Here is a 22,709-nt window from a genome sequence, read left to right as displayed (position 1 = left end):
TAAACTTTCTAAGATATTGTTATACAGAACCAAGAGAGTTATTGCTTGGTTTACATCGTGGGTTCAGTGAATAAGCCCCGCGTAATGGGGCTTTTTTGTATCTTAACTTTGTGAAAAGGTGCAATAGCAGCAAGGTATATCGCTGGGCTTTATGCCCTTTTTTTGTTTCTGGACTCTTCCAAATTGGAGAAAATGATTGGCTAAATTTGAACACAAACTAACCGCAATGTTACGTCCTGCCGTTGAAGAAACGGGTAAGGAGTTATTAGGCGTTGAATTTCATAGCGCGGGTAACCACTCGGTTTTACGAATATTTATCGACCATGAAAATGGTATCGATGTTGATGACTGTGCTGAAGTCAGTCGTCAAGTAGGGGCTATGCTAGACGTAGAAGACCCAATCAGTAGTGAATATAGCTTAGAAGTTTCATCACCCGGGCTTGATCGCCCGCTTTTTGATAAAGCGCACTTCGAAGCGGTTGTTGATGAAACGGTAGAAGTAAAAATTTCAATGCCATTGAATGGCCGTCGGAAATTCAAAGGTAAATTAGTTACTGTTGAAAACGACAGTTTAATTGTAATGGTTGATAACGAAGAATATGAACTTGTTATCAGTAACATAGATAAGGCTCACCTTGTTTATAACCATCGTAAATAAATTTAAAATACTGAGAAAGGCTAACTAGCATGAGTAAAGAAATATTACTGGTTGTAGATGCTGTTTCTAATGAAAAGGCATTACCACGAGAAAGCATTTTTGAAGCGATGGAAACCGCTTTAGAAACAGCGACAAAAAAGAAATACGAAGGCGACATTTTAGTTCGTGTCAGTATAGACCGTACAACGGGTGAATTTGATACTTTTCGTCGTTGGTTAATCGTTGAAGAAAGCGATACACCAATGGAAAACCCGTATGCTGAAATTAGTTTGGCAGCAGCACAATATGATGAACCAGAATTAAACGTTGGTGATTATGTTGAAGATCAAATCGAATCTGTTAAGTTTGACCGTGTAACAACGCAAACGGCAAAACAAGTTATTGTACAAAAAATACGTGAAGCAGAGCGTGGTCTTATTGTTGATGCTTACCAAGAGCAAATTGGCGAAATAATCACAGGTGTGGTGAAAAAAGCCAGCCGTGACAGTGTTATTTTAGACTTAGGAAATAATGCAGAAGCGATTATTTACCGCGATGACATGTTACCGCGTGAAAGTTTCCGTCCAGGCGATCGTGTTCGTGGTTTACTTTATGAAATTAAACCAGAAGCACGTGGTGCGCAGTTATTTGTTAGCCGTACAAAACCTGAAATGTTAATTGAACTTTTCCGTGTTGAAGTACCAGAAATTGGCGAAGAAATGCTTGAGATCAAAGGCGCAGCTCGCGACCCAGGTTCTCGTGCAAAAATTTCTGTAAAAAGTAACGACAAACGCATTGACCCTGTTGGTGCTTGTGTTGGTATGCGTGGTTCACGCGTACAAGCCGTTTCAAGTGAGTTAGGCGGTGAACGTGTTGATATCGTTTTATATGATGACAATCCGGCACAATATGTTATCAATGCAATGGCACCGGCAGAAGTTGCCTCTATCATTGTTGACGAAGATAAAAATACCATGGATATCGCTGTTGAAGAAGGCAACTTAGCCATGGCGATTGGTCGAAGTGGTCAAAATATACGTTTAGCTAGCCAATTAACGGGCTGGGAACTAAACGTCATGACCGTTGCAGACATGAACGAAAAGCACCAAGCTGAAAACGATAAAGTATTAACGCTATTTATTGACAAGCTAGACCTTGATGAAGACTTTGCCTTGATGTTAGTAGAAGAAGGCTTCACATCGTTAGAAGAAATTGCTTACGTACCTGTTGCTGAAATGCTTGATATTGACGGCATGGATGAAGACATGGTTGAAGAATTGCGCGAACGTGCAAAAGCGGCAATTACTACGCAAGCATTAGCCAGTGAAGAAACACTTGAAGGTTCAGAGCCAGCAGAAGATTTATTAAATCTTGCCGGTTTAGAACGTCATTTAGCGTTTGTATTAGCGAGTCGTGGTATTACAACATTAGAACATCTTGCTGAACAAGGTGTTGATGAAATATCAGACATTGAAGAATTAGATGAAACCAAAGCGGGCGAGCTAATTATGGCTGCACGTAATATTTGTTGGTTTAACGAAGAATAACTCACCGGGAGAATTATATAGATGGCAAACGTAACAGTAGAACAACTTGCCACAGAGATCGGTACACCGGTGGAGCGTTTAGTTAGCCAATTGGCTGACTCTGGCGTGAATAAATCGGCAACTGATTCTGTTTCGCAAGAAGAAAAAGAAGCATTACTTGACCACTTGAAAAAGCAACATGGTGATGACTCAACCGCTAACCCAAGCAAAATGACCCTTAGCCGTAAGCAAAAGTCTACTTTGGTGTTAGGTCACGGCAGCAAAGCTAAGTCGGTTCAAGTAGAAGTACGTAAAAAGCGTACCTACGTAAAACGTAGCGATTTAGAAGAGCAACAACAAGCTGAAGTTGATTCGAAAGCGGCTGAAGAAGCTCTCATTCAAGCAGAAATTGACTCGAAAGCTAAAGCAGAAGCTGATGCTAAAGAAGTAGTAAACGCGCTTGCAGTAGCTGCAGTAAAAGCAGAAGTGCAGGCAGAAGCTAAAGCCGAAGCAAAAGTTGAAGCAGACGCTAAAGCTAAGCAAGCTGCTGTAGTGAAAGCAAAAAATATTGAAGAGTCGGCTGCTAAACCAGCACCAGTGGTAGCTGAAACTGAAGAAGCGAAAAAATTACGCTTACAGCAAGATGCTGAATTAGCCGCTAAAGTTGAAGAAGAAGCCCGCTTGTCTGCAGAAGTAGCACGTAAACTTGCTGAAGAAAACGAATCACGTTGGAAAGAGCAAGAAGCAGAACGTAAAGCGAAAGAAAAAGAAGTGGTACATTTAACCTCTTCTAAATACGCGCAAGAAGCTGAAGATAAAAGTGACTCGGCAGATGAAAGTGGTCGTCGCCGCAAGAAGAAAAAACCTGCTGGCCAAGATAGAAATAACCGTGGTCGTAATGCTAGAGGTAAAGGCAAGTCAGGCTTATCTTCACCGCAAAGCTTAAAGCATGGTTTCACTAAGCCAGTTGAAATTAAGCTAAACGAAGTTCGCATTGGCGAAACAATTTCGGTGGCAGAGTTAGCGAACAAAATGTCGGTTAAAGGCGCTGAAGTCGTTAAAGCCATGTTTAAAATGGGTGCTATGGCAACCATTAACCAAGTGATTGACCAAGAAACTGCAGCATTAGTTGCTGAAGACATGGGTCGTGAAGTTGTGTTAGTGAAAGAAAATGCTTTAGAAGAAGCGGTACTTTCAGATCGCGATCATACCGGTGAAGCTATTACACGTGCACCTGTGGTGACTATTATGGGTCATGTTGACCATGGTAAAACATCATTACTTGATTACATTCGTAAAGCTAAAGTAGCTGATGGCGAAGCAGGTGGTATTACCCAGCATATCGGTGCTTACCATGTAGAAACAGGGCACGGAATGATCACATTCCTTGATACTCCTGGTCACGCGGCCTTTACAGCCATGCGTTCACGTGGTGCTAAAGCAACCGATATTATTATTATTGTTGTAGCTGCAGATGATGGTGTAATGCCACAAACAATTGAAGCTATTCAGCATGCTAAAGCATCTGACGCGCCAATTATCATCGCTGTCAACAAAATGGATAAAGAAGGTGTAGATACCGATCGTGTTAAGAGTGAATTATCACAGCACGGCGTACTTTCTGAAGAGTGGGGCGGAGACGTTCAGTTCTGTCATGTATCAGCTAAAACAGGTTTAGGTATTGACGAATTACTTGACGCTATATTAGTACAGTCAGAGGTTCTAGAACTTACGGCTGTTGTTGATAAAATGGCTAATGGTGTGGTTGTTGAGTCTAAACTTGATAAGGGTCGTGGCCCAGTGGCGACTGTACTTGTTCAAGAAGGTACATTGAACCAAGGTGATATCGTACTTTGTGGTTTAGAATACGGTCGTGTTCGCGCTATGCGTGATGAAAACGGCAACACTATTCAATCTGCAGGTCCATCTATTCCAGTAGAAATTATTGGCTTAAGTGGTGTACCTATATCAGGTGATGAAGCAACTGTTGTTAAAGATGAGAAGAAAGCGCGTGAAGTGGCTTTATTCCGTCAAGGCAAGTTCCGAGATGTGAAACTTGCGCGTCAACAGAAAGCTAAACTTGAAAATATGTTTGCAAGCATGGCAACTGGTGAAGTTTCTGAAGTTAATGTAGTACTTAAATCTGATGTTCAAGGTTCACTTGAAGCCATCTCAGATTCATTAACTAAGCTTTCTACTGATGAAGTTAAAGTACGCATTATTGGTAGTGGCGTTGGTGCTATTACTGAAACAGATGCAACTTTAGCTTCGGCTTCTAACGCAATTGTGATTGGTTTTAATGTTCGTGCCGATGCAGCAGCGCGTAAAGTCATTGAGATTGATAAAATTGACTTACGTTACTACAGCGTTATCTACGCCTTAATTGACGAAGTTAAAGCAGCAATGAGCGGTATGCTTGCTCCTGAGTTTAAGCAAGAGATCATTGGTTTAGCACAAGTACGTGATGTATTTAAGTCACCAAAAATTGGCGCAATTGCTGGTTGTATGGTTACTGAAGGTATTATCAAACGTTCAGCACCGATTCGTGTATTACGTGAAAACATAGTTATTTACGAAGGTGAGTTGGAATCTTTACGTCGCTTTAAAGATGATGTAGCAGAAGTTCGTAACTCTACTGAATGTGGTATCGGTGTTAAGAACTATAATGATGTACGTGTTGGTGACCAAATCGAAGTATTTGAAACGGTTGAGATTAAACGCACACTTTAATCGCGTTTAGTTTTCATGGTTTAGTTAAAATGGGGGCTTAGCCTCCATTTTCATTTACAAAATATACGTAATACTTAATATTGATGCAGGTATACTGTCATCAATATTAGCTCATTACGTTGTAGGAATTATTTATGGCCAGAGAATTTGCTCGTACTGATCGAGTTGCACAAGAAATTCAAAAAGAAATCGCGATGATTATTCAGCGCGAAGTAAAAGATCCACGTTTAGGCATGGTGACGGTAAATGCGGTAGAAATTACCCGTGATTTAGCTTATGCAAAAATATTTGTTACCTTCTTCACTTTGGAAGGTCAAAATGTTGATGTTTCAATCGAAGTATTAAATGAAGCGGCAAGTTACATTCGCACTTTGTTAGCTAAACGTATTAATGCCCGCATTATGCCAGAGCTACGATTTATTTATGATAGCTCTATGGTTGAAGGTGTTCGCATGGGTAACCTAGTTGATAAAGCGGTTGCTGAAGACGAGAAGAATCACGAAGGTGAAATAGACGAAGCCCCGGCCCCAGAGAGCGAATAACCATGGCGAAGAAAAGAAAAGGCCGTGCTATTAACGGTGTTTTATTACTTGATAAACCCTATGATATGTCGTCTAACAATGCGCTGCAGCGAGTTAAACACATTTATTTCGCGCAAAAAGCAGGTCATACCGGCGCTTTAGATCCATTAGCTACGGGTATGTTACCGATATGTTTGGGTGAAGGAACTAAGTTTTCTCAGTTCTTACTTGATACCGATAAAACTTACCAAGTTACCGCTAAATTAGGTGTGCGTACTACCACTAGCGATGCGGATGGTGAAGTTGTTAGTGAAAAGTCTGTTGATGTCAGTGCTGAGCAATTAGCCATAGCATTAGACTCATTTCGCGGTACAACTCAACAGATCCCATCAATGTATTCAGCGTTAAAGTATCAAGGGCAACCTTTATATAAATATGCTCGTGAAGGTATTCAAGTACCTAGAGAGTCACGTGACATTAGGGTATTTCGCTTGGACTTATTACGCTTTGAAGGTGATGAAGTTGATTTAGATATTCATGTCTCTAAAGGTACTTACATTCGCACCATTATTGACGATTTAGGCGAGCTTTTGGGCTGTGGTGCTCATGTTGCTCATTTACGTCGCAGTGCTGTGGGTAATTACCCGACAGAAAAAATGGTGACAATCAAAACATTAGAAACTCTGTTAGCACAAGCCGTCGCTGAAGATGTTCCGCCATCGGTGTATTTAGATGACTTATTATTACCGATGACAACCGCTTGTGATGGTATTCCTGCGGTTTTTGTTGATGATATGTCAGCAAACTTTTTACGCCACGGTAACCCTGTACAGTGCTCAAATACGCCGGCAAATGGTCTAGTACAAGTATTCATTGGCGATGATGTTGATACGGGTGAGTTTATTGGCGTTGGAGAAATCGATGATGATGGTTTAGTTAATCCTAAACGTATCACTGTTGTTGGATAACCTTATACCCTAGGTTTAGGTTGCAATTACAGCAGTTATTGATAGACTGTGCGCTCTTAGAACGTCCTGCTGATTTAGTGTTCGGCTCGACGCGATTTTAAACACTAAAAATTAAGGTAAATATTATGTCTTTAAATGCTGCTGAAAAAGCTGCTATCGTTGCAGAATACGGACAATCTGAAGGTGATACTGGTTCTCCAGAAGTACAAGTTGCTTTGTTAGCTATACAAATCAACCACTTACAAGGTCACTTCAAAGAGCACATCCATGATCACCATTCACGTCGTGGTTTACTACGCATGGTAAGCCAACGTCGTAAATTACTTGATTACTTAAAAGGCAAAGACGTTGAACGTTATACTGTCTTAATCGGTAAATTAGGTATACGTCGTTAAGACGAGCTTTATTACAGAATAAGCAAAAATCATAAAAAGGAGCCTAATGGCTCCTTTTTTATCCCTTAAGTTTACTCACCTAAGTTTGAGGGAGATGAAACTGTGTCTACGCTGTTTTACAGCGATCAGCAGCACAATCTAGCTACTTAGCTGTTATCGGGCATAAAATTTAAATTTAAGCCTGATAGATAAGCGAAATTGCTCGTACTATACCGTCTGACAGCTAGGGTTTATGCAAAAGTATAATGCCTATGTCACCCATGGAGATGATCTCATAAACTGAAAAGTATAAGGTATTCGTAGCGTTAAAATCAGAAATCAGAAATCAGATATAGGGAATATACATTTTTCAGTTAAATTGCAAATCAATAAAAGTGTCTTAGCAGGTAACTTGTTAGGCGATTATATTGCTTGGGCGACAGCTTTACTACTCCCCGATAGAGTATCAAAAATTGATTCTAGTTGATGCTAGTGGTTATCCTTATAAGTCTAAATCAATGCCATTTGCTTTTAAATTGTCAAAATAGCGAATATAGGCAAAAATCTTCAGGTTTTTCTCTTTTAAACCCATCATTTATGCTTTCAGGCTAGTAAAAACATAGGTGTTAAGTATAATGTGCGTGCAAATTTCGTATTTGTAAAAAACTAATCAATCAAACTGTATAATTTTTTGTTCAGCTTAGTGCGTAACTTATCGGTAACGCCTTAATATTTAATGATTAACTAAGTGAATAAATAATTGTACAGATTGATTAAAATCAAAAATATCTAAGGAACTAACTAAATGTTTAATCCAGTTACTAAAACATTTGAGTTCGGTCAACATACCGTAACTCTAGAAACGGGCGTTATTGCTCGTCAAGCCACTTGTGCCGTTATGGCTAGCATGGACGATACTTCAGTATTAGTCTCTGTTGTTGGTAAAAAAGAAGCAAAACCAGGACAAGACTTTTTCCCATTAACGGTTAACTATCAAGAGCGTACTTACGCTGCAGGTAAAATCCCAGGTGGTTTCTTTAAACGTGAAGGCCGTCCTTCAGAAGAAGAAACATTAATCTGTCGTTTAATCGATCGTCCAATTCGCCCACTATTCCCTGAAGGGTTTACTAACGAAGTTCAAGTCGTCATCACTGTAGTTTCTGCTAACCCAGAAATTTCTCCAGATATCATCGCTTTATTAGGTACTTCTGCGGCATTAGCCATTTCAGGCATGCCTTTTAGCGGCCCTGTTGGTGCAGCGCGCGTTGGTTATACTGACGGAAAATACATTCTTAACCCATTACAATCTGAATTAGAAGCTTCTCAGTTGAACTTAGTTGTTTCTGGTACAGACTCTGCCGTATTAATGGTTGAGTCAGAAGCTGACGTACTTTCTGAAGAAGTTATGCTTGGCGCTGTTATGTTTGGTCATGAGCAAATGCAAACAGCTATTACGGCGATTAAAGAAATGGCTGCAGAAGTTAACAATCCTAAATGGGATTGGGTTGCACCGGTTAAGAACGCTGATGTTATCGCTAAAATTACAGAGCTTTCTGAAAGCCAGGTAAACGAAGCGTATCAAATCACTGAAAAAGCAGTTCGTTACGAAAAAATTAAAGAAATTCGCAATGGTGTTATCGAAACATTATTAGCGGCTGATCCTGCGCTTGACGTGCAAGAAGCCAAAGATTTATTCCACGACTTAGAGAAAACAGTAGTTCGTGGTCGTATTACAAAAGGCATGCCGCGTATTGATGGTCGTGATCCTGAAATGATCCGCGCACTAGACGTAATGACAGGCGTATTACCACGTACTCATGGCTCTGCTGTGTTTACTCGTGGTGAAACCCAAGCCTTAGTTGTTGCTACTTTAGGTACACAACGTGATGCACAACGTCTTGACACTATTATGGGTGAGAAAACTGATAGCTTCATGCTACATTATAACTTCCCTCCATACTGTGTTGGTGAAACGGGTTTTGTTGGTTCTCCTAAGCGTCGTGAAATCGGCCATGGTCGTCTTGCAAAACGCGGTATGTTGGCTGTTATGCCTTCTGCTGAAGAATTCCCGTATTCAGTACGCGTAGTGTCTGAAATTACTGAGTCAAACGGTTCATCTTCAATGGCTTCTGTTTGTGGTACGTCATTAGCACTTATGGATGCTGGTGTACCCATCAAAGCTTCAGTTGCTGGTATTGCTATGGGCCTAGTTAAAGAAGGCGATGACTTTGTTGTACTTTCTGACATCTTAGGTGATGAAGATCACTTAGGCGATATGGACTTTAAAGTAGCGGGTACTACCGGTGGTATTACTGCACTTCAAATGGACATTAAAATTGAAGGTATCACGCAAGAAATCATGCAACTTGCTTTAAACCAAGCAAAAGCAGCGCGTAATCACATCTTAGCTGTTATGGATGAAGCTATTGGCGGACATCGTGATGATATCTCTCAATTTGCTCCACGTATCCATACCATGAAAGTTCCTCAAGATAAAATCCGTGACATTATCGGTAAAGGTGGCGCAACTATTCGTCAGTTAACTGAAGAAACCGGCACGACTATTGAAATTGAAGACGATGGTACGGTTAGAATTGCGGCGACTGATGGCGAGCAAGCTAAAGATGCTATTGCACGTATTACTGCATTAACGGCTGAAATTGAAGTGGGCACTGTTTATACGGGTAAAGTTGTACGTATCGTTGATTTTGGTGCGTTTGTTAACGTATTGCCAGGTAAAGACGGTTTGGTACATATTTCTCAAATTTCTGAAGAACGTGTTAACGCCGTTAGCGACGTATTGACAGAAGGCCAAGACGTAACGGTTAAAGTACTAGAAGTTGACCGTCAAGGTCGCGTACGTTTAAGCATGAAAGAAGCAATGGAAAAACCTGTTGCAGCGCCTACAACTGACGCAGCAGAATAATTCTTTTGTTATAAATCAAGTATATCAGGTACGTTTGTAAAACCTATCTGACATCTTGTACACAAAAAGGGAGCTTAATTGCTCCCTTTTTTATATACTCAATAGCATAAATACTCACTAGGATACTGCTTTTCGTGCGCTTACTTTCTAAAACACAACTTTCTCAAGCTTTACTTTCCAAAGTGTTACTTATTTCAGGTTTATTGCTCACTCAAGGTTGCTTATCAACAAGCCCTGAGCAATCTGTTATTGGCGACTTGATTATTGCTGAACCCATTGCCATTAGTTATAAAAATGAAATAGCGCTGGCACGATTAACACAAGTGTTACAACGCGCTGAAATCAGCGATGGCCAAAGAGCAGAATTGTTTTATCAGCGCGGGGTTGAATACGACAAAGTGGGTTTACGTGCTTTAGCTCGCTTTGACTTTAACCAAGCGATTAATCTAAAACCTGATATGTCAGACGCCTACAATTTTTTAGGTATTCATTTTACTCAGTTACAAGAATTTAATCAGGCATACGATGCCTTTGATTCCGCGATAGAATTGGCTCCCGATCATGAATACGCTTATTTAAATCGTGGCATTGCGCTGTATTATGGTGGTCGGCCAAATTTAGCTGCAGATGACTTTAAAGTCTTTAGACAATACCAGCAGAACGATCCTTATCGTCTGTTGTGGCAATATTTGGCGGACGTAGAATTAGATCAGCAAAAAGCCAATCAAGACTTAGTGGTGTATGCACAACAGATAGATGAAAGTGTTTGGGCAAAAAATGTTATTAAACTTTACTTAGGCGAAATGAGCCAAGGTACTTTTATTGATCGGATGGCAGACGATGTAAATTCAAATGAAGCACTCACAGAACGCTTATGTGAAGCCTATTTTTATTTAGGTAAGTACAGTCAACTGCAAGGTGATGTTAATGCGGCAATTAACTTTTTTAAACTGGCGCTTAGTACCAACGTATATGAATTTGTTGAGCACAGGTATGCCAAACTTGAATTAGACTTAATGCGGGAAACAACACTAGAAAGTAGTGAACCTTAATCTGCATTTACAGACAAAATTTGATGATAATTAAAAAAATTCTCATAAGCTTAGTTGTTTTTACATCGCTAAGCTTATGTTTTTTCATCACTGATTATCGCGAAAAAATTGCTATCGCCGAGATCACCCGTCAACAACTATCGATACTAGAAACCTTAGACCTATTTATTAATACCGATGAACGATTAGTTCAGTTGTTAGCAAAAGGTAATAATAAGGCATGGCTACACTTAGCAAAACTCCATGGCGATTCCGACGCCAATACGGCTTATCAATTAGCTGAATATTTTCGTCGCGATAAGCAAATAACATCAGCTGAACTATGGTATCGAGTAGCGATACGTCAGCAGCATGTTGCGGCGCGAATAGCCTTGGCAAATATTTATTTTAAACAACAACAATATGCTGACATTAAGCCATTATTATTGCCTATTGCGGGCAATAATAATGCGCTAGCCATTTTATATAAAATAGCCTTATATCAAGGTGATCTAGCCTTTATTGCCGAGCATAAAAACAGGCTATCGCAAGGTGGAAATATTGGCTTGTACAATGAGCTTGAGCAGTTTTCTGTGTTTAGTGAAAGCCAAGAGCAAATGAAGGGTGAAGAAAAACTCGCGTACAACATAGAGCACAATATAGAAAAAAATATAGAAGATAATATAAAAAAAAATTCAGCTTGTTCGGTAGATGTACAACTGTTTGCCACAAGCTTAAAAGGTTTACGACATGGCCAAAAGTTAATGTCAGCCTTTGAGCATCATAAGTTGGCAAAATATATTTGTTTACGAACACCTAAATATATACCTGCCGAAGCCATTAATTGCCTGCATGGTGTTAGTGAAAATATAAGCTGTAATACCAGCGTTTGGATCACACGCAATGACATTAATACTCGTTATCTTGGTGTTATTGTCGAGCAAGGTGGTGCTAATGTTGATCAGGGTATTATGTATATAGATCAGGACGACAACCTTGATGTTTTAATTCATGAACTTAGTCATTTTGTTGGTTTTGTTGATGAATATCCGCTACCAAAACAACATCAAAAGTGTCAGCAAGTTCAGCAAAGCCCCTTTGCTCATAATTTGGTTGTTTTAACTGATTTTTATCAAGGGGAGCGTGAAAAGTTGCGAACAAGCATACTGTCTCAAGTGCCATGGAGAAATTTAATTAAACACTCAACACCAATATTGTCGAAGTATCAGCAAGGCTGGACGTTAGGAACACCAGTAACATATCAAAACGAAATAGGGCTGTTTACCACAGCTTCTTGTAATAAACAGCGCACAACGCAAGCGTTTAAACCCTTAGCCTCGCGTACAAAGCTAGAGTATTTTGAATTGTATTTTCCAGAAATATATCTAAATATTATTGAGTTAGCACCCAGGCTTTTTTTAATGCCAAATTATCATTTTAATCTGAAGCGAGATTTAGCTCATTAAGGGGATTATGCCAAGGTGGAAAGTATAATAAAGGCTAAGCAATTTGATTAATTAAAACTTAGCAACTTAAAACTTAGCAACTTAAAACCTAGTAACTTGAAATATAGCCAACTTAAACATTATACTTATTGGCCATATGGTTATATGGTTATATTTTTAGTTTTATTAGTTTTATTAGTTTTATTAGTTAACTTAGTGTCAGCTAATGTGTTCTTTAAGTACATTAATCTTAGCTTCCTTTAGTGCATTGAACTTAGTTTCTTTTTTTAAATGTGCTGCCGAATTTGCATATTCCTGCTGTAATACCGTATTTATTCTTACTTCAGCTATCGGCCACATGGTGTTGTTGTTAAATACTGATAGTTCTTTCTCTATTAACGCTTTACTATTTTTAGTGGAGCTAACTTTTGTCCTTCTAAGAAACCATGAAAATAATGCCATAGTATTTATTCCTCCAATTACTCACTTAAGGTATAGCGTAAATTATTTCTTTTTGCTGAACGATCTTTAATATTTTATCTATATAAATATTTTCTCGCGCTTATAAAGATTTTAACCAACAAGTTAAGATATAATTGTGGCAACTTAATGACATTACTATTACATTTTTATGGAAAAATTTTCTTTTACTTCCTTTCGTCAACAATTTCCTATTCTAGCCAGTAAAGTTAATGGCAAACCGTTAATTTATTTTGACAATGCGGCCACAACTCAGAAACCAAACTGTGTTATTGACAGCCATAAAAATTATTATCAATCGAATAATGCCAATGTGCATCGCTCCTCCCATGCCTTAAGCGCCAGAGCAACTGTGGCTTATGAAAATGTTAGAGAAAAAGCACAGAAATTTATTCATGCTAAAACCAGCAAAGAAATTATTTGGACCAAAGGTTGTACTGAAGGTATTAATTTAGTTGCGCAGAGTTGGGGACGAACAAGATTACAACCCAATGATGAAATTGTTTTAAGCTATAGCGAGCATCACGCTAATATTGTGCCTTGGCAAATTGTTGCAAAGCAAACGGGCGCTAAAATTAAAGTATTACCGCTAACGCAAACCGGTGAAATAGATGTTGCTCAATTAGAGGGAATTATTGGCGAACGCACCAAAATTGTTTGTTTTGCTCATATCTCTAATGTTGTTGGCCGAATTAATCCAATTGAAGAGATCATTCGTGTAGCGAATAAGTATCAAGCATTAACCTTAGTTGACGGCGCTCAGGCCATTGCTCATTTAAGTGTTGATGTCAGCGCATTAGGCTGCGATTTTTATGTTTTTTCTGCTCATAAAATGTATGGCCCAACCGGTGTTGGTGTGCTGTATGGTAAGCAGGAATTATTAGAGAAAATGCCACCATATCAAGCCGGTGGAGAAATGATCAAAACGGTGAGCTTTGAGCAAACAACATTTAATGACTTACCGTATAAGTTTGAGGCCGGTACTCCTAATATTGCTGGTGTTGTAGCCTTAGGTGCGGCGATTAGTTTTGTTGAAAAGCAAGGGCATAGAGGGATACTTGAATACGAAAGACAATTAACACAATATTGCTTTGAGCAGTTATCAAGCGTGCAGGGGTTAAACTTTATTGTTGACGAAGTTCCGGATATTCCGGTATTTTCATTTACCCTTGCAGGGCAACATAATCATGATGTTGCGACTGCGCTAGACAGTGTAGGGATTGCGGTTCGCTCAGGGCATCATTGTGCTATGCCTTTAATGCAATATCTCAATATTGATGGCTGCATCCGCTTATCTTTGTCGGCATATAATAGCTTTCAAGAGATAGACTTTACTGTGCAGAAATTACAAAGCTTGAGTGAGTCAATATTGACTGTTAGTGATGATTTAAGTGCTTCACAACCGAATGAAATTATTAATGTTGATGCGCTTGCCAACAGGAATTTAGCGGTTGATGACATATTAGCTATGTTCGCTAAAGCAAAAAGTTGGGACAGTAAACATCGTGAAATTATGATGTTGGGTAAAAAGCAATTACGCTTACCTGATGAAGATAAAACCGAACTGTCATTAATTTCTGGCTGTGAAAGTCAGGCATGGTTGTTGTGTTATCAAGAGGCAGATGACTTATTTCGCTTTAAAGGTGATAGTGACGCCAAAGTTATCAGGGGCCTATTTGCCATTATATTGGCCGCGGTTGATAACAAAACTGCAGCACAAATAAGCGCTTTTGATATGGACAGTTATTTCGCTAAGTTAGGCTTATTACAACACTTAAGCCCTTCACGTGGTAATGGGCTTAGGGCTATTGTGCAGAAAATACAGCACTCGATAGAGGGATAACAGTGACGTATTAGCCTTTAGGTAGGATATATAAAGGCTAACTCAGCGCTTTTTTCAAATATTTATCCATTGCCTTGGCAACCGCAAAAAAAGCAAAACAAGCGGTCACATGAGTTGCTGCGCCAAAGCCACCACTACAATCTAAACGCATCGATCCATCGCCTGACTGCTTAGCATGGCAAACATTACCTTCGGAGTCTGGGTAACGTAGTTGTTCAGTGGAAAATATCGCATCAATTGAAAATTTTCGTTTCACATTCCGTGAAAAATTGTACTCTCTGCGCAGTTGGTTACGTACTTTCGCTAGCAGCGGATCTTGAAATGTTTGGCTTAAATCGGCAATGGCAATTTTACTGGGATCAATTTGACCACCAGCACCGCCAATGGTAATAATCGGTAATTTATTTCGTTTACAATGAGCAATAATCGCCGTTTTAACATTAACAGAGTCGATAGCATCAATAACGTAATCAAACGAATTTGACAGTAAATCACTGACATTTTCCAGCGTTATGAAGTCTTCTATGGTACTAACCAAGCACTCTGGATTAATTTGCTTTATTCTATCGCGCATAACGTCAACTTTACTTAAGCCTACGGTATCGGTTAAGGCATGAATTTGGCGATTAATATTGGTGACGCATAAATCATCTAGGTCAATTAATGTTATCTGCCCAATGCCATTACGGGCTAAGGCTTCTGCTACCCATGAACCAACACCGCCGATACCGATCACACAAAAATTTGCCTGCTGTAGCGCTGCACTTTGACTGTTACCATATAACCTGGCAATACCACCGAACCTTAATTGATAATCTGACATTTTTTATCCACTCGCTTGAAAATTCGCTGCGCATTATAGCAGTACCTTTCAGTAAAGCTAAGAGCGCAGATAATATAGTGCTCAGTAAAGACATCATTTTAGTTTTTTTAGCTGCAATTTTTACCCTGTTGCTCTATTTAGTATTTATTAGCCTTATAATGAATATTTAGGGTATTGATAGAAAATTAGACCTATCTTGATGATAAATAGCCAAGGATGTTGGTTTTTTAAACACATATCAAGCTTGCTTTAGTCATAGTGTAAAAGTTTGTGATAAATATAAGTGTAAATGTAGGTAAATATGTCATTTTTTAGCAAATTAAGACTCATCCTTATAAAATAATTTGCTTAATTAACGCTGATATTTATCGAAATATCACTTTACTACTTTTTAATCGCCATAAAATGAGGTTATTTTTGACATCTTCATGGCTAAAAACAACAAATATTCAAGCTGTATTAGCTATATTAGCCATGTGCTGATTTTTGTTAAGGGTTATTGCTTGATGGTTTAGCCACATTATTGGCTTGTGCATAGGATAGTTAAAGTGGTTTAACTCAGTGCTCTATCAGGTGAACTGAGCCATTTACAAAGACTTTTAGTTAGATGCTATTAAAATCAGGCTATTAATTAAGGGTGTTTTTGGCCACTGTAATATGAATATAGCCTTAATTTCTAGCCATTTGCTAAGCGCTGTTTGTGCTATCGCTAAATAATATCTATAACAATACTGTTAAGCCTCAGGCAGTTTGACTATAAACTGTGTTTGCTGCTCATTGATAATAGTAAACGATATTTCACCATGCTGTACCTCAGTCATTAGTTTAGCTGAATAGGTGCCCAATCCTGTGCCAGTACTATGGTTTGAACTAGTGTACTTCTCAAATAACGATGAGCGTAAGTGCTTAGCAATAATCCCGTGGTTAGTGAGCTTAAAGCATATATCATTATTATCATGGGTTAATTCTATCGTTATCGTGTGATTTATAGGTGAGGCCTCTACTGCATTTTTGATCAAATTATTGAAAATTGACAAACAAAGTAAAGGCTCAGCCATAATGGCATATTCACTATCAAAGCCACTTAATGCAAAGTGGACTTTTTTATCATGGCTAATAGTGGATATCGCATTGATGGCATCGTCAATTAACAGGTTTAAGTTAGTTGCCTGCGGCACTAGTGTATAAATACCTTGCTCAATTTTGTAAACATTGAGTGAGTTATTAACCATGTTAACAACATTATTTACTGCTCGATTAATTGATTTTGCGGCTTTTTTATCAGCTAATCGATATGTTTCAAATAAAATATTGTTCAGGGGCGCTTTTAAATCGTGATGCGTTATTTTCTCAATATCTTCACGTAACTTGGCATTTTCTTTAAGGGTAGCTACTTGCGCAGACAGATCTAGCTTTTGCTGCTGTAAGCGTATGTGTGTAGCAACACGAGCACGCAGCAAATCACCATTTAATGGTTTGGTAATATAATCTACAGCACCTAAATCAAAACCATATTTTATATCTTCAACGAGTGCTTTAGCGCTAAGGAATATTACCGGGATACTGGCGCTTGCCACATTGTCTTTAAGGCTTTTACAAACTTGATAGCCATCCATTTTTGGCATCATAATATCAAGTAAAATCAACCGGATATTATACTTATTATTGGCCACTATTTTAAGTGCATGTTCACCTGATTTTGCCGCCATTACACGGTAAAGATCACGCAGGTTTCCGGCTGCTACATCAATGTTACTGCTTTCATCGTCAACGACCAGGATAGTTGGCTTTTGTTCTAGTAACACAGGTGCTGTGTTACTAGCAGGCTTTGATAACGCATCACTATCATCTTCTTGATGAGTTTTAGCGGTAAATATAGCGTTTTGTGTTAAGGCAAATAATGCTTGGATCACATATTGTTTTCTAAAGGGGGGAAATAGAGAGATGCTATTTGTTAATGTGCATTTTATATTATGGGCTTTGTCTAAATTTACGGCTGAATTTTTTTCATCAATTTGATGCGAGAGTACCATTAAAGGCAGTTGTTTTATATTGGATGCTTTTGCTAATTCGTCACGAAAATTTAAGCTATTTTCACGGGTTAAATTATCTGCACAAATCAACAAACTTATGGCTGAAAATTGCGCATATTCAATGGCGTCTTCAGTATTTTCGATACAAGCAATGGCACTTTTGCTAATACCACAGGAGAGTAATATTTTAGCTAGAGCTTCTCGAACTAAGCGACTTTCATCGACGATTAAAATATGGTCAAGCACAAATAGGATACCGTTTAAATTATAAAAAATCGCTGTAACAATATAGTGTTTGAAACAACAATGTTAGAAGTTTGTCGACCCAATATATTAAGTTATTAGTTGCGTAATAACTTATTCCAGGACTGAACAAAATTATAAATTGAAAAAGGCAACCAAGAGGTTGCCTTTTTTATCTAAGATGAAGGGTTAGCTAATAAGATTTAGCTTTTGTTATCTCTCACTTAGAGGGATAAATTTACGGTTGATTTCGCCAGTATATTTTTGACGAGGACGACCAATTTTTTGTCCAGCTTGACCTAGCATTTCATCCCAATGAGCAATCCAACCAACGTTACGTGACATGGCAAAGATTACCGTGAACATATTCGTTGGAATACCAATCGCTTTTAGAATAATGCCTGAATAAAAATCAACATTTGGGTATAATTTTTTCTCAATGAAATAAGGGTCTTCAAGCGCTACTTTTTCTAACGCCATTGCTACGTCAAGCAAGGGATCTTGAATACCTAATTCTTTTAACACTTCGTGACAAGTGTCACGCATTACCGTGGCACGAGGATCGAAGTTTTTATAAACACGATGACCAAAGCCCATTAAACGGAAAGGGTCAGATTTATCTTTTGCTTTAGCAACATATTCGTCAACACGGTCTAAAGAACCAATTTCTGTAAGCATAGTTAAACATGCTTCATTTGCGCCGCCGTGTGCAGGGCCCCATAAAGATGCAACACCCGCAGCAATGCAGGCATATGGATTAGCACCAGAAGAACCAGCTAAGCGCACTGTAGACGTTGATGCATTTTGCTCATGGTCAGCGTGTAGCGTAAAAATTCTATCCATCGCACGCGCAACTGTTGGGCTAACAACATAGGGTTCTGCTGGAACAGAGAACATCATATGCAAAAAGTTTTCTGCATAATTTAAATCGTTACGCGGATAAACGAATGGTTGTCCAATACTATATTTGTATGCCATTGCTGCAATAGTTGGCATTTTGGCAATTAAGCGATGTGCGCTACGCATACGTTGATCAGGTGCGTGGATATCTAAGTCACTATGATAAAACGAAGATAATGCGCCAACCACACCACATAGCATCGCCATAGGATGCGCATCAGGTAGAAAACCATGAAAAAAGTGTACTAATTTCTCATGTACCATGGTGTGATTATTAATAATACCTTTAAATTCATCGTATTGCGTTCTATTTGGCGCTTCGCCATGCAATAAAATATAACAAACTTCTAAGTAATCTGCTTGCTTAGCTAGATTATCTATCGCATAACCGCGGTGTTGTAAGATACCTTTATCACCGTCAATGAAAGTGATCGCAGACTCACAAGACGCTGTTGCCATAAAACCTGGGTCATAGGTAAAGTAGCCTGCAGCACCTAGAGTACGGATGTCTATGACATCGTTACCGGCACTACCTTTATGAATTGGCAATTCTGCAATTACATTACCGTCGATACTAAGAGAGGCTTTTGAATCAGCCATATGTTTCGTCCCCATTATAAATTGAAAATTGTTAAAACGTGAAAATTAAGAGCTTATACAATTTTTGTTAATATAAAACTGACACTATTCTACTTCAGATCACCCCCTATAAGTCAATTCGTTTGTTGAAGACCTAGACTAAAGTCAGATGTGTAAATAGATATTTGTAAACTAAGGTTAGCCATTAGTCGTAAGCCTTGAAAATAGGCTCTAATTTGTCGGCAAGAGAATTGTAATTAATGGATTTCACCTATATAATCGGGCCGATCTAAATTCTTTTTTTTGCATTCAATTATTAAGTGTAGAAATATAATTTGCATCGAAAGGGGGTTATCTAACTGAGTAAATTAGTTAGGTAGCGTAAAAACAAATAAGTTGAATGCTCCAAGAGCTCCTTAGGCGACAATCGTGAAAAAACAACGTCCTGTAAACTTAGATTTGTCAACAATTAAAATGCATGCAGCAGCTAATGCTTCTATATTACACCGAGTATCAGGTGTAATCATGGTGTTTGCTATTGGTATTTTATTGTGGACGCTTTCTTTATCCCTATCTTCTGCTGAAGGTTTCAGCCAAATAGAGACACTACTTAGTGGTGTATTCTTCAAAATAATTATCCTTGGTACGCTTTCTGCTCTTATCTATCATCTGCTTGGCGGTATTCGTCATTTAATTATGGATTTAGGTTATTTTGAAGAGTTAGCTTCGGGTAATGCTACAGCAAAATTTGTTATCGCACTTTGGTTAGTGCTTACTGTAGTAGTAGGAGTTAAATTATGGTAAACAATGCAGCAACAGTAGGCCGTAGTGGCGTACATGACTTTGTACTTGTTCGTGCAAGTGCAATAATTCTAGCATTTTATACTTTATATCTTGTCGGTTTTTTCGTTATAACCCCAGATGTAACTTTTGAAATCTGGCGGACATTCTTTAGTGGTTTTGGCACTAAAATATTTACAATCTTAGCACTTATTGCGTTATTAGTTCATGCGTGGATTGGTGTCTGGCAAGTACTTTCTGATTACATTAAACCAGCGCTTTTACGTGGTGGTTTGCAATTTTTCTTTTCTGTTCTGTTGCTAGTATATCTTGTAGCAGGCTTATTAACTGTGTGGGGTGTGTAAGTGAACGTTCCAATTCGTGAATTCGACGCCATTGTTATTGGCGCAGGTGGTGCAGGTATGCGCGCTGCCTTAGCAATATCAGAATCAGGCAAATCTTGTGCTTTGATTTCAAAAGTATTTCCTACTCGTTCTCATACGGTATCAGCGCAAGGCGGTATTACCGTAGCCTTGGGTAATGCTCATGAAGATCATTGGGAACAACATATGTACGATACGGTTAAAGGTTCTGATTATATCGGTGACCAAGACGCTATCGAATATATGTGTAAAACGGGTCCAGAATCCATTATCGAATTAGAGAAAATGGGTTTACCTTTTTCTCGTACCGAAGAAGGTAAAATTTACCAACGTCCATTCGGTGGTCAATCTAAAAACTTTGGTGGCGAACAGGCCGCACGTACAGCAGCAGCAGCTGACCGTACCGGTCATGCATTGTTACATTGCTTGTATCAACAAAATGTTAAAAACAAAACTAACGTCTACTCAGAATGGTTCGCTTTAGATTTAGTTAAAAATAGTGACGGTGCCATTGTTGGTAGTACGGCTATTTGCATTGAAACAGGTGAAATAGTTTACTTTAAAGCCCGCGCAACAGTACTTGCTACTGGTGGTGCTGGTCGTATTTATGCATCAACCACTAATGCCCATATTAACACGGGTGACGGCGTTGGTATGGCGGTTCGTGCTGGCATACAAATGCAAGACATGGAAATGTGGCAGTTCCATCCAACAGGTATTGCCGGTGCAGGTACGCTAGTAACTGAAGGTTGTCGTGGCGAAGGTGGTTACCTGCTTAACAAAGACGGTGAACGTTTCATGGAGCGTTACGCGCCAAATGCTAAAGATTTAGCAGGACGCGATGTTGTAGCTCGATCTATGATGACAGAAATCCGTGAAGGTCGTGGTTTTGATGGTCCTATGGGTCCACATCTTAAGCTTAAACTTGATCATTTAGGTCGTGAAACGCTAGAAAAACGTTTGCCAGGTGTTTGTGATTTATCTAAAACATTCGCCCATGTTGATCCAGCGGTAGAACCTATTCCAGTTATACCAACCTGTCATTACCAAATGGGTGGAATACCTTGTAATGTCAATGGTCAAGCAATTAACTTTAACCCAGAAACGGGTAAAGAGACGATTGTAGAAGGCTTATTTGCTGTTGGTGAAATTGCTTGTGTATCCGTTCACGGTGCAAACCGTTTAGGCGGTAACTCTTTACTTGATTTAGTGGTATTTGGTCGTTCTGCAGGTAACTTTTTAGGCACTTACCTAAATGATACTCAAGCGGGTAAAGATGCTTCTGAGTCTGATCTAGAGGCTTCATTAGCGCGTACAAATCGTTGGGAGTCATCTAATAAAGGTGAAAGTCCATTCCAGATCCGTAAAGATCTGCAAAAGTGCATGCAATATAATTTCTCAGTGTTTCGTGATGGCGATGCCATGGCTGAAGGCATGAAAGAATTAACAGAAATTCGTGAACGTATTCAACATGCTAGCCTTGATGACAAGTCTTCAGAATTTAATACTGCGCGTATCGAGTGTTTAGAATTAGACAACTTGATGGAAACTGCTTTTTGTACGGCAAAAGCTTCGAATTTCCGTACTGAATCACGCGGTGCCCATGCGCGTGCAGATTTTTCTGTTCGTGATGATGAAAATTGGTTATGCCATAGTATTTATACGCCAGAGACAGAATCTATGTCTAAGCGTCAAGTAAATATGGCACCGGTCCACCGTGAAGCTTTCCCTCCGAAAGCAAGAACTTACTAAGGAGAACTATCGATGAAACAAATTTTTTCGATATACCGTTACAACCCTGATGTTGATAACAAGCCTTACATGAAAGACTATGAGCTGGAAATTCCAGAAGGCTCAGACATGATGGTACTTGACGCTATCACGTTATTAAAAGAAAAAGATCCATCATTATCATTTCGTCGTTCATGTCGTGAAGGTGTTTGTGGCTCTGATGGTATGAATATCAATGGTAAAAATGGTTTGGCTTGTATTACACCTTTATCTGCTGTTCCAGCAAAGAAGATTGTTTTACGCCCATTGCCAGGTTTACCGGTAGTACGTGATTTAGTTATTGATATGACTCAGTTCTATAATCAATATGAAAAAATCAGACCTTACCTTATTAACGATGGTAAAGCGCCACCTGCACGTGAACACTTGCAATCTATTGAAGAACGTGAAAAATTAGACGGGCTTTATGAATGTATTTTATGCGCGTGTTGCTCATCATCTTGTCCTTCTTTCTGGTGGAATCCTGATAAATTTATCGGTCCAGCGGGTTTATTACATGCTTATCGTTTTCTTATCGATAGCCGTGATACTGCGACAGAAGAACGTTTAGATGACCTACAAGATGCTTACAGTGTATTTCGCTGTCACGGTATCATGAACTGTGTTGACGTTTGTCCGAAAGGATTAAACCCAACCAAAGCCATTGGCCATATTAAGTCAATGTTGCTAACCAGAGCGGTTTAATTTAATCATCCG

Annotated in this window: 18 protein-coding genes; 14 read left to right on the top strand and 4 right to left on the bottom strand. The window is 39.0% G+C overall.

Annotated elements, in window-relative coordinates; translation table 11 throughout:
• The first annotated feature begins 196 nt into the window (after positions 1–196).
• From rimP to H4J54_RS00475, 9 genes are all read left to right on the top strand, one after another.
• A complete protein-coding gene (gene rimP, locus H4J54_RS00515) occupies positions 197–658 on the top strand; it encodes a ribosome maturation factor RimP (protein ID WP_146878039.1) in 462 nt (153 codons plus the stop codon).
• Positions 659–687: 29 nt separating this feature from the next.
• Complete coding sequence (gene nusA, locus H4J54_RS00510; protein WP_182137681.1) at positions 688–2,184, top strand: transcription termination factor NusA; 1,497 nt, start codon at positions 688–690, stop codon at positions 2,182–2,184.
• A gap of 21 nt (positions 2,185–2,205) precedes the next feature.
• Positions 2,206–4,893, top strand: a complete 2,688-nt coding sequence (infB, locus tag H4J54_RS00505) for a translation initiation factor IF-2 (RefSeq protein WP_182188886.1) — start codon at positions 2,206–2,208, stop codon at positions 4,891–4,893.
• A gap of 134 nt (positions 4,894–5,027) precedes the next feature.
• Entirely contained in the window at positions 5,028–5,435 is a 408-nt protein-coding gene (gene rbfA / locus H4J54_RS00500) for a 30S ribosome-binding factor RbfA (RefSeq protein WP_182188885.1), read from the top strand.
• A 2-nt stretch (positions 5,436–5,437) separates the two neighbouring features.
• Positions 5,438–6,382 carry a tRNA pseudouridine(55) synthase TruB gene (truB, locus tag H4J54_RS00495; RefSeq protein WP_182188884.1) on the top strand — a complete coding sequence of 315 codons (945 nt, stop codon included), beginning with the start codon at positions 5,438–5,440 and terminating at the stop codon, positions 6,380–6,382.
• Between the two features lie 125 nt (positions 6,383–6,507).
• Positions 6,508–6,777, top strand: a complete 270-nt coding sequence (rpsO, locus tag H4J54_RS00490) for a 30S ribosomal protein S15 (protein WP_182188883.1) — start codon at positions 6,508–6,510, stop codon at positions 6,775–6,777.
• Between the two features lie 784 nt (positions 6,778–7,561).
• Entirely contained in the window at positions 7,562–9,682 is a 2,121-nt protein-coding gene (pnp, locus tag H4J54_RS00485) for a polyribonucleotide nucleotidyltransferase (protein WP_182188882.1), read from the top strand.
• Positions 9,683–9,816: 134 nt separating this feature from the next.
• On the top strand, positions 9,817–10,734 hold the full coding sequence (nlpI, locus tag H4J54_RS00480) for a lipoprotein NlpI (protein ID WP_182188881.1): 918 nt from the start codon (positions 9,817–9,819) through the stop codon (positions 10,732–10,734).
• A gap of 23 nt (positions 10,735–10,757) precedes the next feature.
• Positions 10,758–12,179, top strand: coding sequence for a lipopolysaccharide assembly protein LapB (locus H4J54_RS00475; RefSeq protein WP_182188880.1), 1,422 nt, complete (start codon positions 10,758–10,760; stop codon positions 12,177–12,179).
• 198 nt (positions 12,180–12,377) lie between these two features.
• Here H4J54_RS00475 and H4J54_RS00470 read toward each other — a convergent pair whose 3' ends face one another.
• Positions 12,378–12,620, bottom strand: a complete 243-nt coding sequence (locus H4J54_RS00470; protein WP_182188879.1) for a hypothetical protein — start codon at positions 12,618–12,620, stop codon at positions 12,378–12,380.
• 169 nt (positions 12,621–12,789) lie between these two features.
• On the opposite strand from H4J54_RS00470, the gene H4J54_RS00465 reads away from it, so the two are divergent.
• Entirely contained in the window at positions 12,790–14,481 is a 1,692-nt protein-coding gene (locus H4J54_RS00465) for a SufS family cysteine desulfurase (RefSeq protein ID WP_182188878.1), read from the top strand.
• 37 nt (positions 14,482–14,518) lie between these two features.
• Here the strand turns inward: H4J54_RS00465 and tcdA are convergent, their stop codons facing one another.
• The 3 genes from tcdA to H4J54_RS00450 form a co-directional block, all read right to left on the bottom strand.
• Positions 14,519–15,304 carry a tRNA cyclic N6-threonylcarbamoyladenosine(37) synthase TcdA gene (tcdA, locus tag H4J54_RS00460; protein ID WP_182188877.1) on the bottom strand — a complete coding sequence of 262 codons (786 nt, stop codon included), beginning with the start codon at positions 15,302–15,304 and terminating at the stop codon, positions 14,519–14,521.
• A 734-nt stretch (positions 15,305–16,038) separates the two neighbouring features.
• Positions 16,039–17,583, bottom strand: a complete 1,545-nt coding sequence (locus H4J54_RS00455) for a hybrid sensor histidine kinase/response regulator (RefSeq protein ID WP_182188876.1) — start codon at positions 17,581–17,583, stop codon at positions 16,039–16,041.
• Between the two features lie 210 nt (positions 17,584–17,793).
• Positions 17,794–19,080, bottom strand: coding sequence for a citrate synthase (locus H4J54_RS00450; RefSeq protein ID WP_182188875.1), 1,287 nt, complete (start codon positions 19,078–19,080; stop codon positions 17,794–17,796).
• A gap of 408 nt (positions 19,081–19,488) precedes the next feature.
• Between H4J54_RS00450 and sdhC the strand changes: the two genes are divergently transcribed.
• From sdhC to H4J54_RS00430, 4 genes are read left to right on the top strand one after another with little or no spacing between them, the layout of a single operon-like run.
• Positions 19,489–19,863 (top strand): succinate dehydrogenase, cytochrome b556 subunit, encoded by a 375-nt coding sequence (gene sdhC / locus H4J54_RS00445; RefSeq protein ID WP_182188874.1) that lies wholly within the window; start codon positions 19,489–19,491, stop codon positions 19,861–19,863.
• Positions 19,857–20,204, top strand: a complete 348-nt coding sequence (sdhD, locus tag H4J54_RS00440; protein WP_182188873.1) for a succinate dehydrogenase, hydrophobic membrane anchor protein — start codon at positions 19,857–19,859, stop codon at positions 20,202–20,204. Before sdhC ends, sdhD begins: the two co-directional genes overlap by 7 nt.
• Positions 20,205–21,974 carry a succinate dehydrogenase flavoprotein subunit gene (sdhA, locus tag H4J54_RS00435; protein ID WP_182188872.1) on the top strand — a complete coding sequence of 590 codons (1,770 nt, stop codon included), beginning with the start codon at positions 20,205–20,207 and terminating at the stop codon, positions 21,972–21,974.
• 12 nt (positions 21,975–21,986) lie between these two features.
• On the top strand, positions 21,987–22,697 hold the full coding sequence (locus H4J54_RS00430) for a succinate dehydrogenase iron-sulfur subunit (RefSeq protein ID WP_182188871.1): 711 nt from the start codon (positions 21,987–21,989) through the stop codon (positions 22,695–22,697).
• The last annotated feature ends 12 nt before the right edge of the window (positions 22,698–22,709 follow it).

This window comes from Colwellia sp. MB3u-8 (assembly GCF_014076985.1).
In the GTDB taxonomy this organism is placed as follows: Bacteria; Pseudomonadota; Gammaproteobacteria; order Enterobacterales; family Alteromonadaceae; genus Cognaticolwellia.
The sequence above is the reverse complement of the archived record's forward strand: the minus strand, read 5'-3'. Positions and strand labels throughout refer to the sequence as shown.

Excerpts from the sequence above, each read along its gene's own strand:
- nusA (WP_182137681.1), top strand. The coding sequence starts at position 688 with ATGAGTAAAGAAATATTACTGGTTGTAGATGCTGTTTCTAATGAAAAG.
- infB (WP_182188886.1), top strand. The coding sequence starts at position 2,206 with ATGGCAAACGTAACAGTAGAACAACTTGCCACAGAGATCGGTACACCG.
- rbfA (WP_182188885.1), top strand. The coding sequence starts at position 5,028 with ATGGCCAGAGAATTTGCTCGTACTGATCGAGTTGCACAAGAAATTCAA.
- truB (WP_182188884.1), top strand. The coding sequence starts at position 5,438 with ATGGCGAAGAAAAGAAAAGGCCGTGCTATTAACGGTGTTTTATTACTT.
- rpsO (WP_182188883.1), top strand. The coding sequence starts at position 6,508 with ATGTCTTTAAATGCTGCTGAAAAAGCTGCTATCGTTGCAGAATACGGA.
- pnp (WP_182188882.1), top strand. The coding sequence starts at position 7,562 with ATGTTTAATCCAGTTACTAAAACATTTGAGTTCGGTCAACATACCGTA.
- H4J54_RS00475 (WP_182188880.1), top strand. The coding sequence starts at position 10,758 with ATGATAATTAAAAAAATTCTCATAAGCTTAGTTGTTTTTACATCGCTA.
- H4J54_RS00470 (WP_182188879.1), bottom strand. The coding sequence starts at position 12,620 with ATGGCATTATTTTCATGGTTTCTTAGAAGGACAAAAGTTAGCTCCACT.
- H4J54_RS00465 (WP_182188878.1), top strand. The coding sequence starts at position 12,790 with ATGGAAAAATTTTCTTTTACTTCCTTTCGTCAACAATTTCCTATTCTA.
- tcdA (WP_182188877.1), bottom strand. The coding sequence starts at position 15,304 with ATGTCAGATTATCAATTAAGGTTCGGTGGTATTGCCAGGTTATATGGT.
- H4J54_RS00450 (WP_182188875.1), bottom strand. The coding sequence starts at position 19,080 with ATGGCTGATTCAAAAGCCTCTCTTAGTATCGACGGTAATGTAATTGCA.
- sdhD (WP_182188873.1), top strand. The coding sequence starts at position 19,857 with ATGGTAAACAATGCAGCAACAGTAGGCCGTAGTGGCGTACATGACTTT.
- H4J54_RS00430 (WP_182188871.1), top strand. The coding sequence starts at position 21,987 with ATGAAACAAATTTTTTCGATATACCGTTACAACCCTGATGTTGATAAC.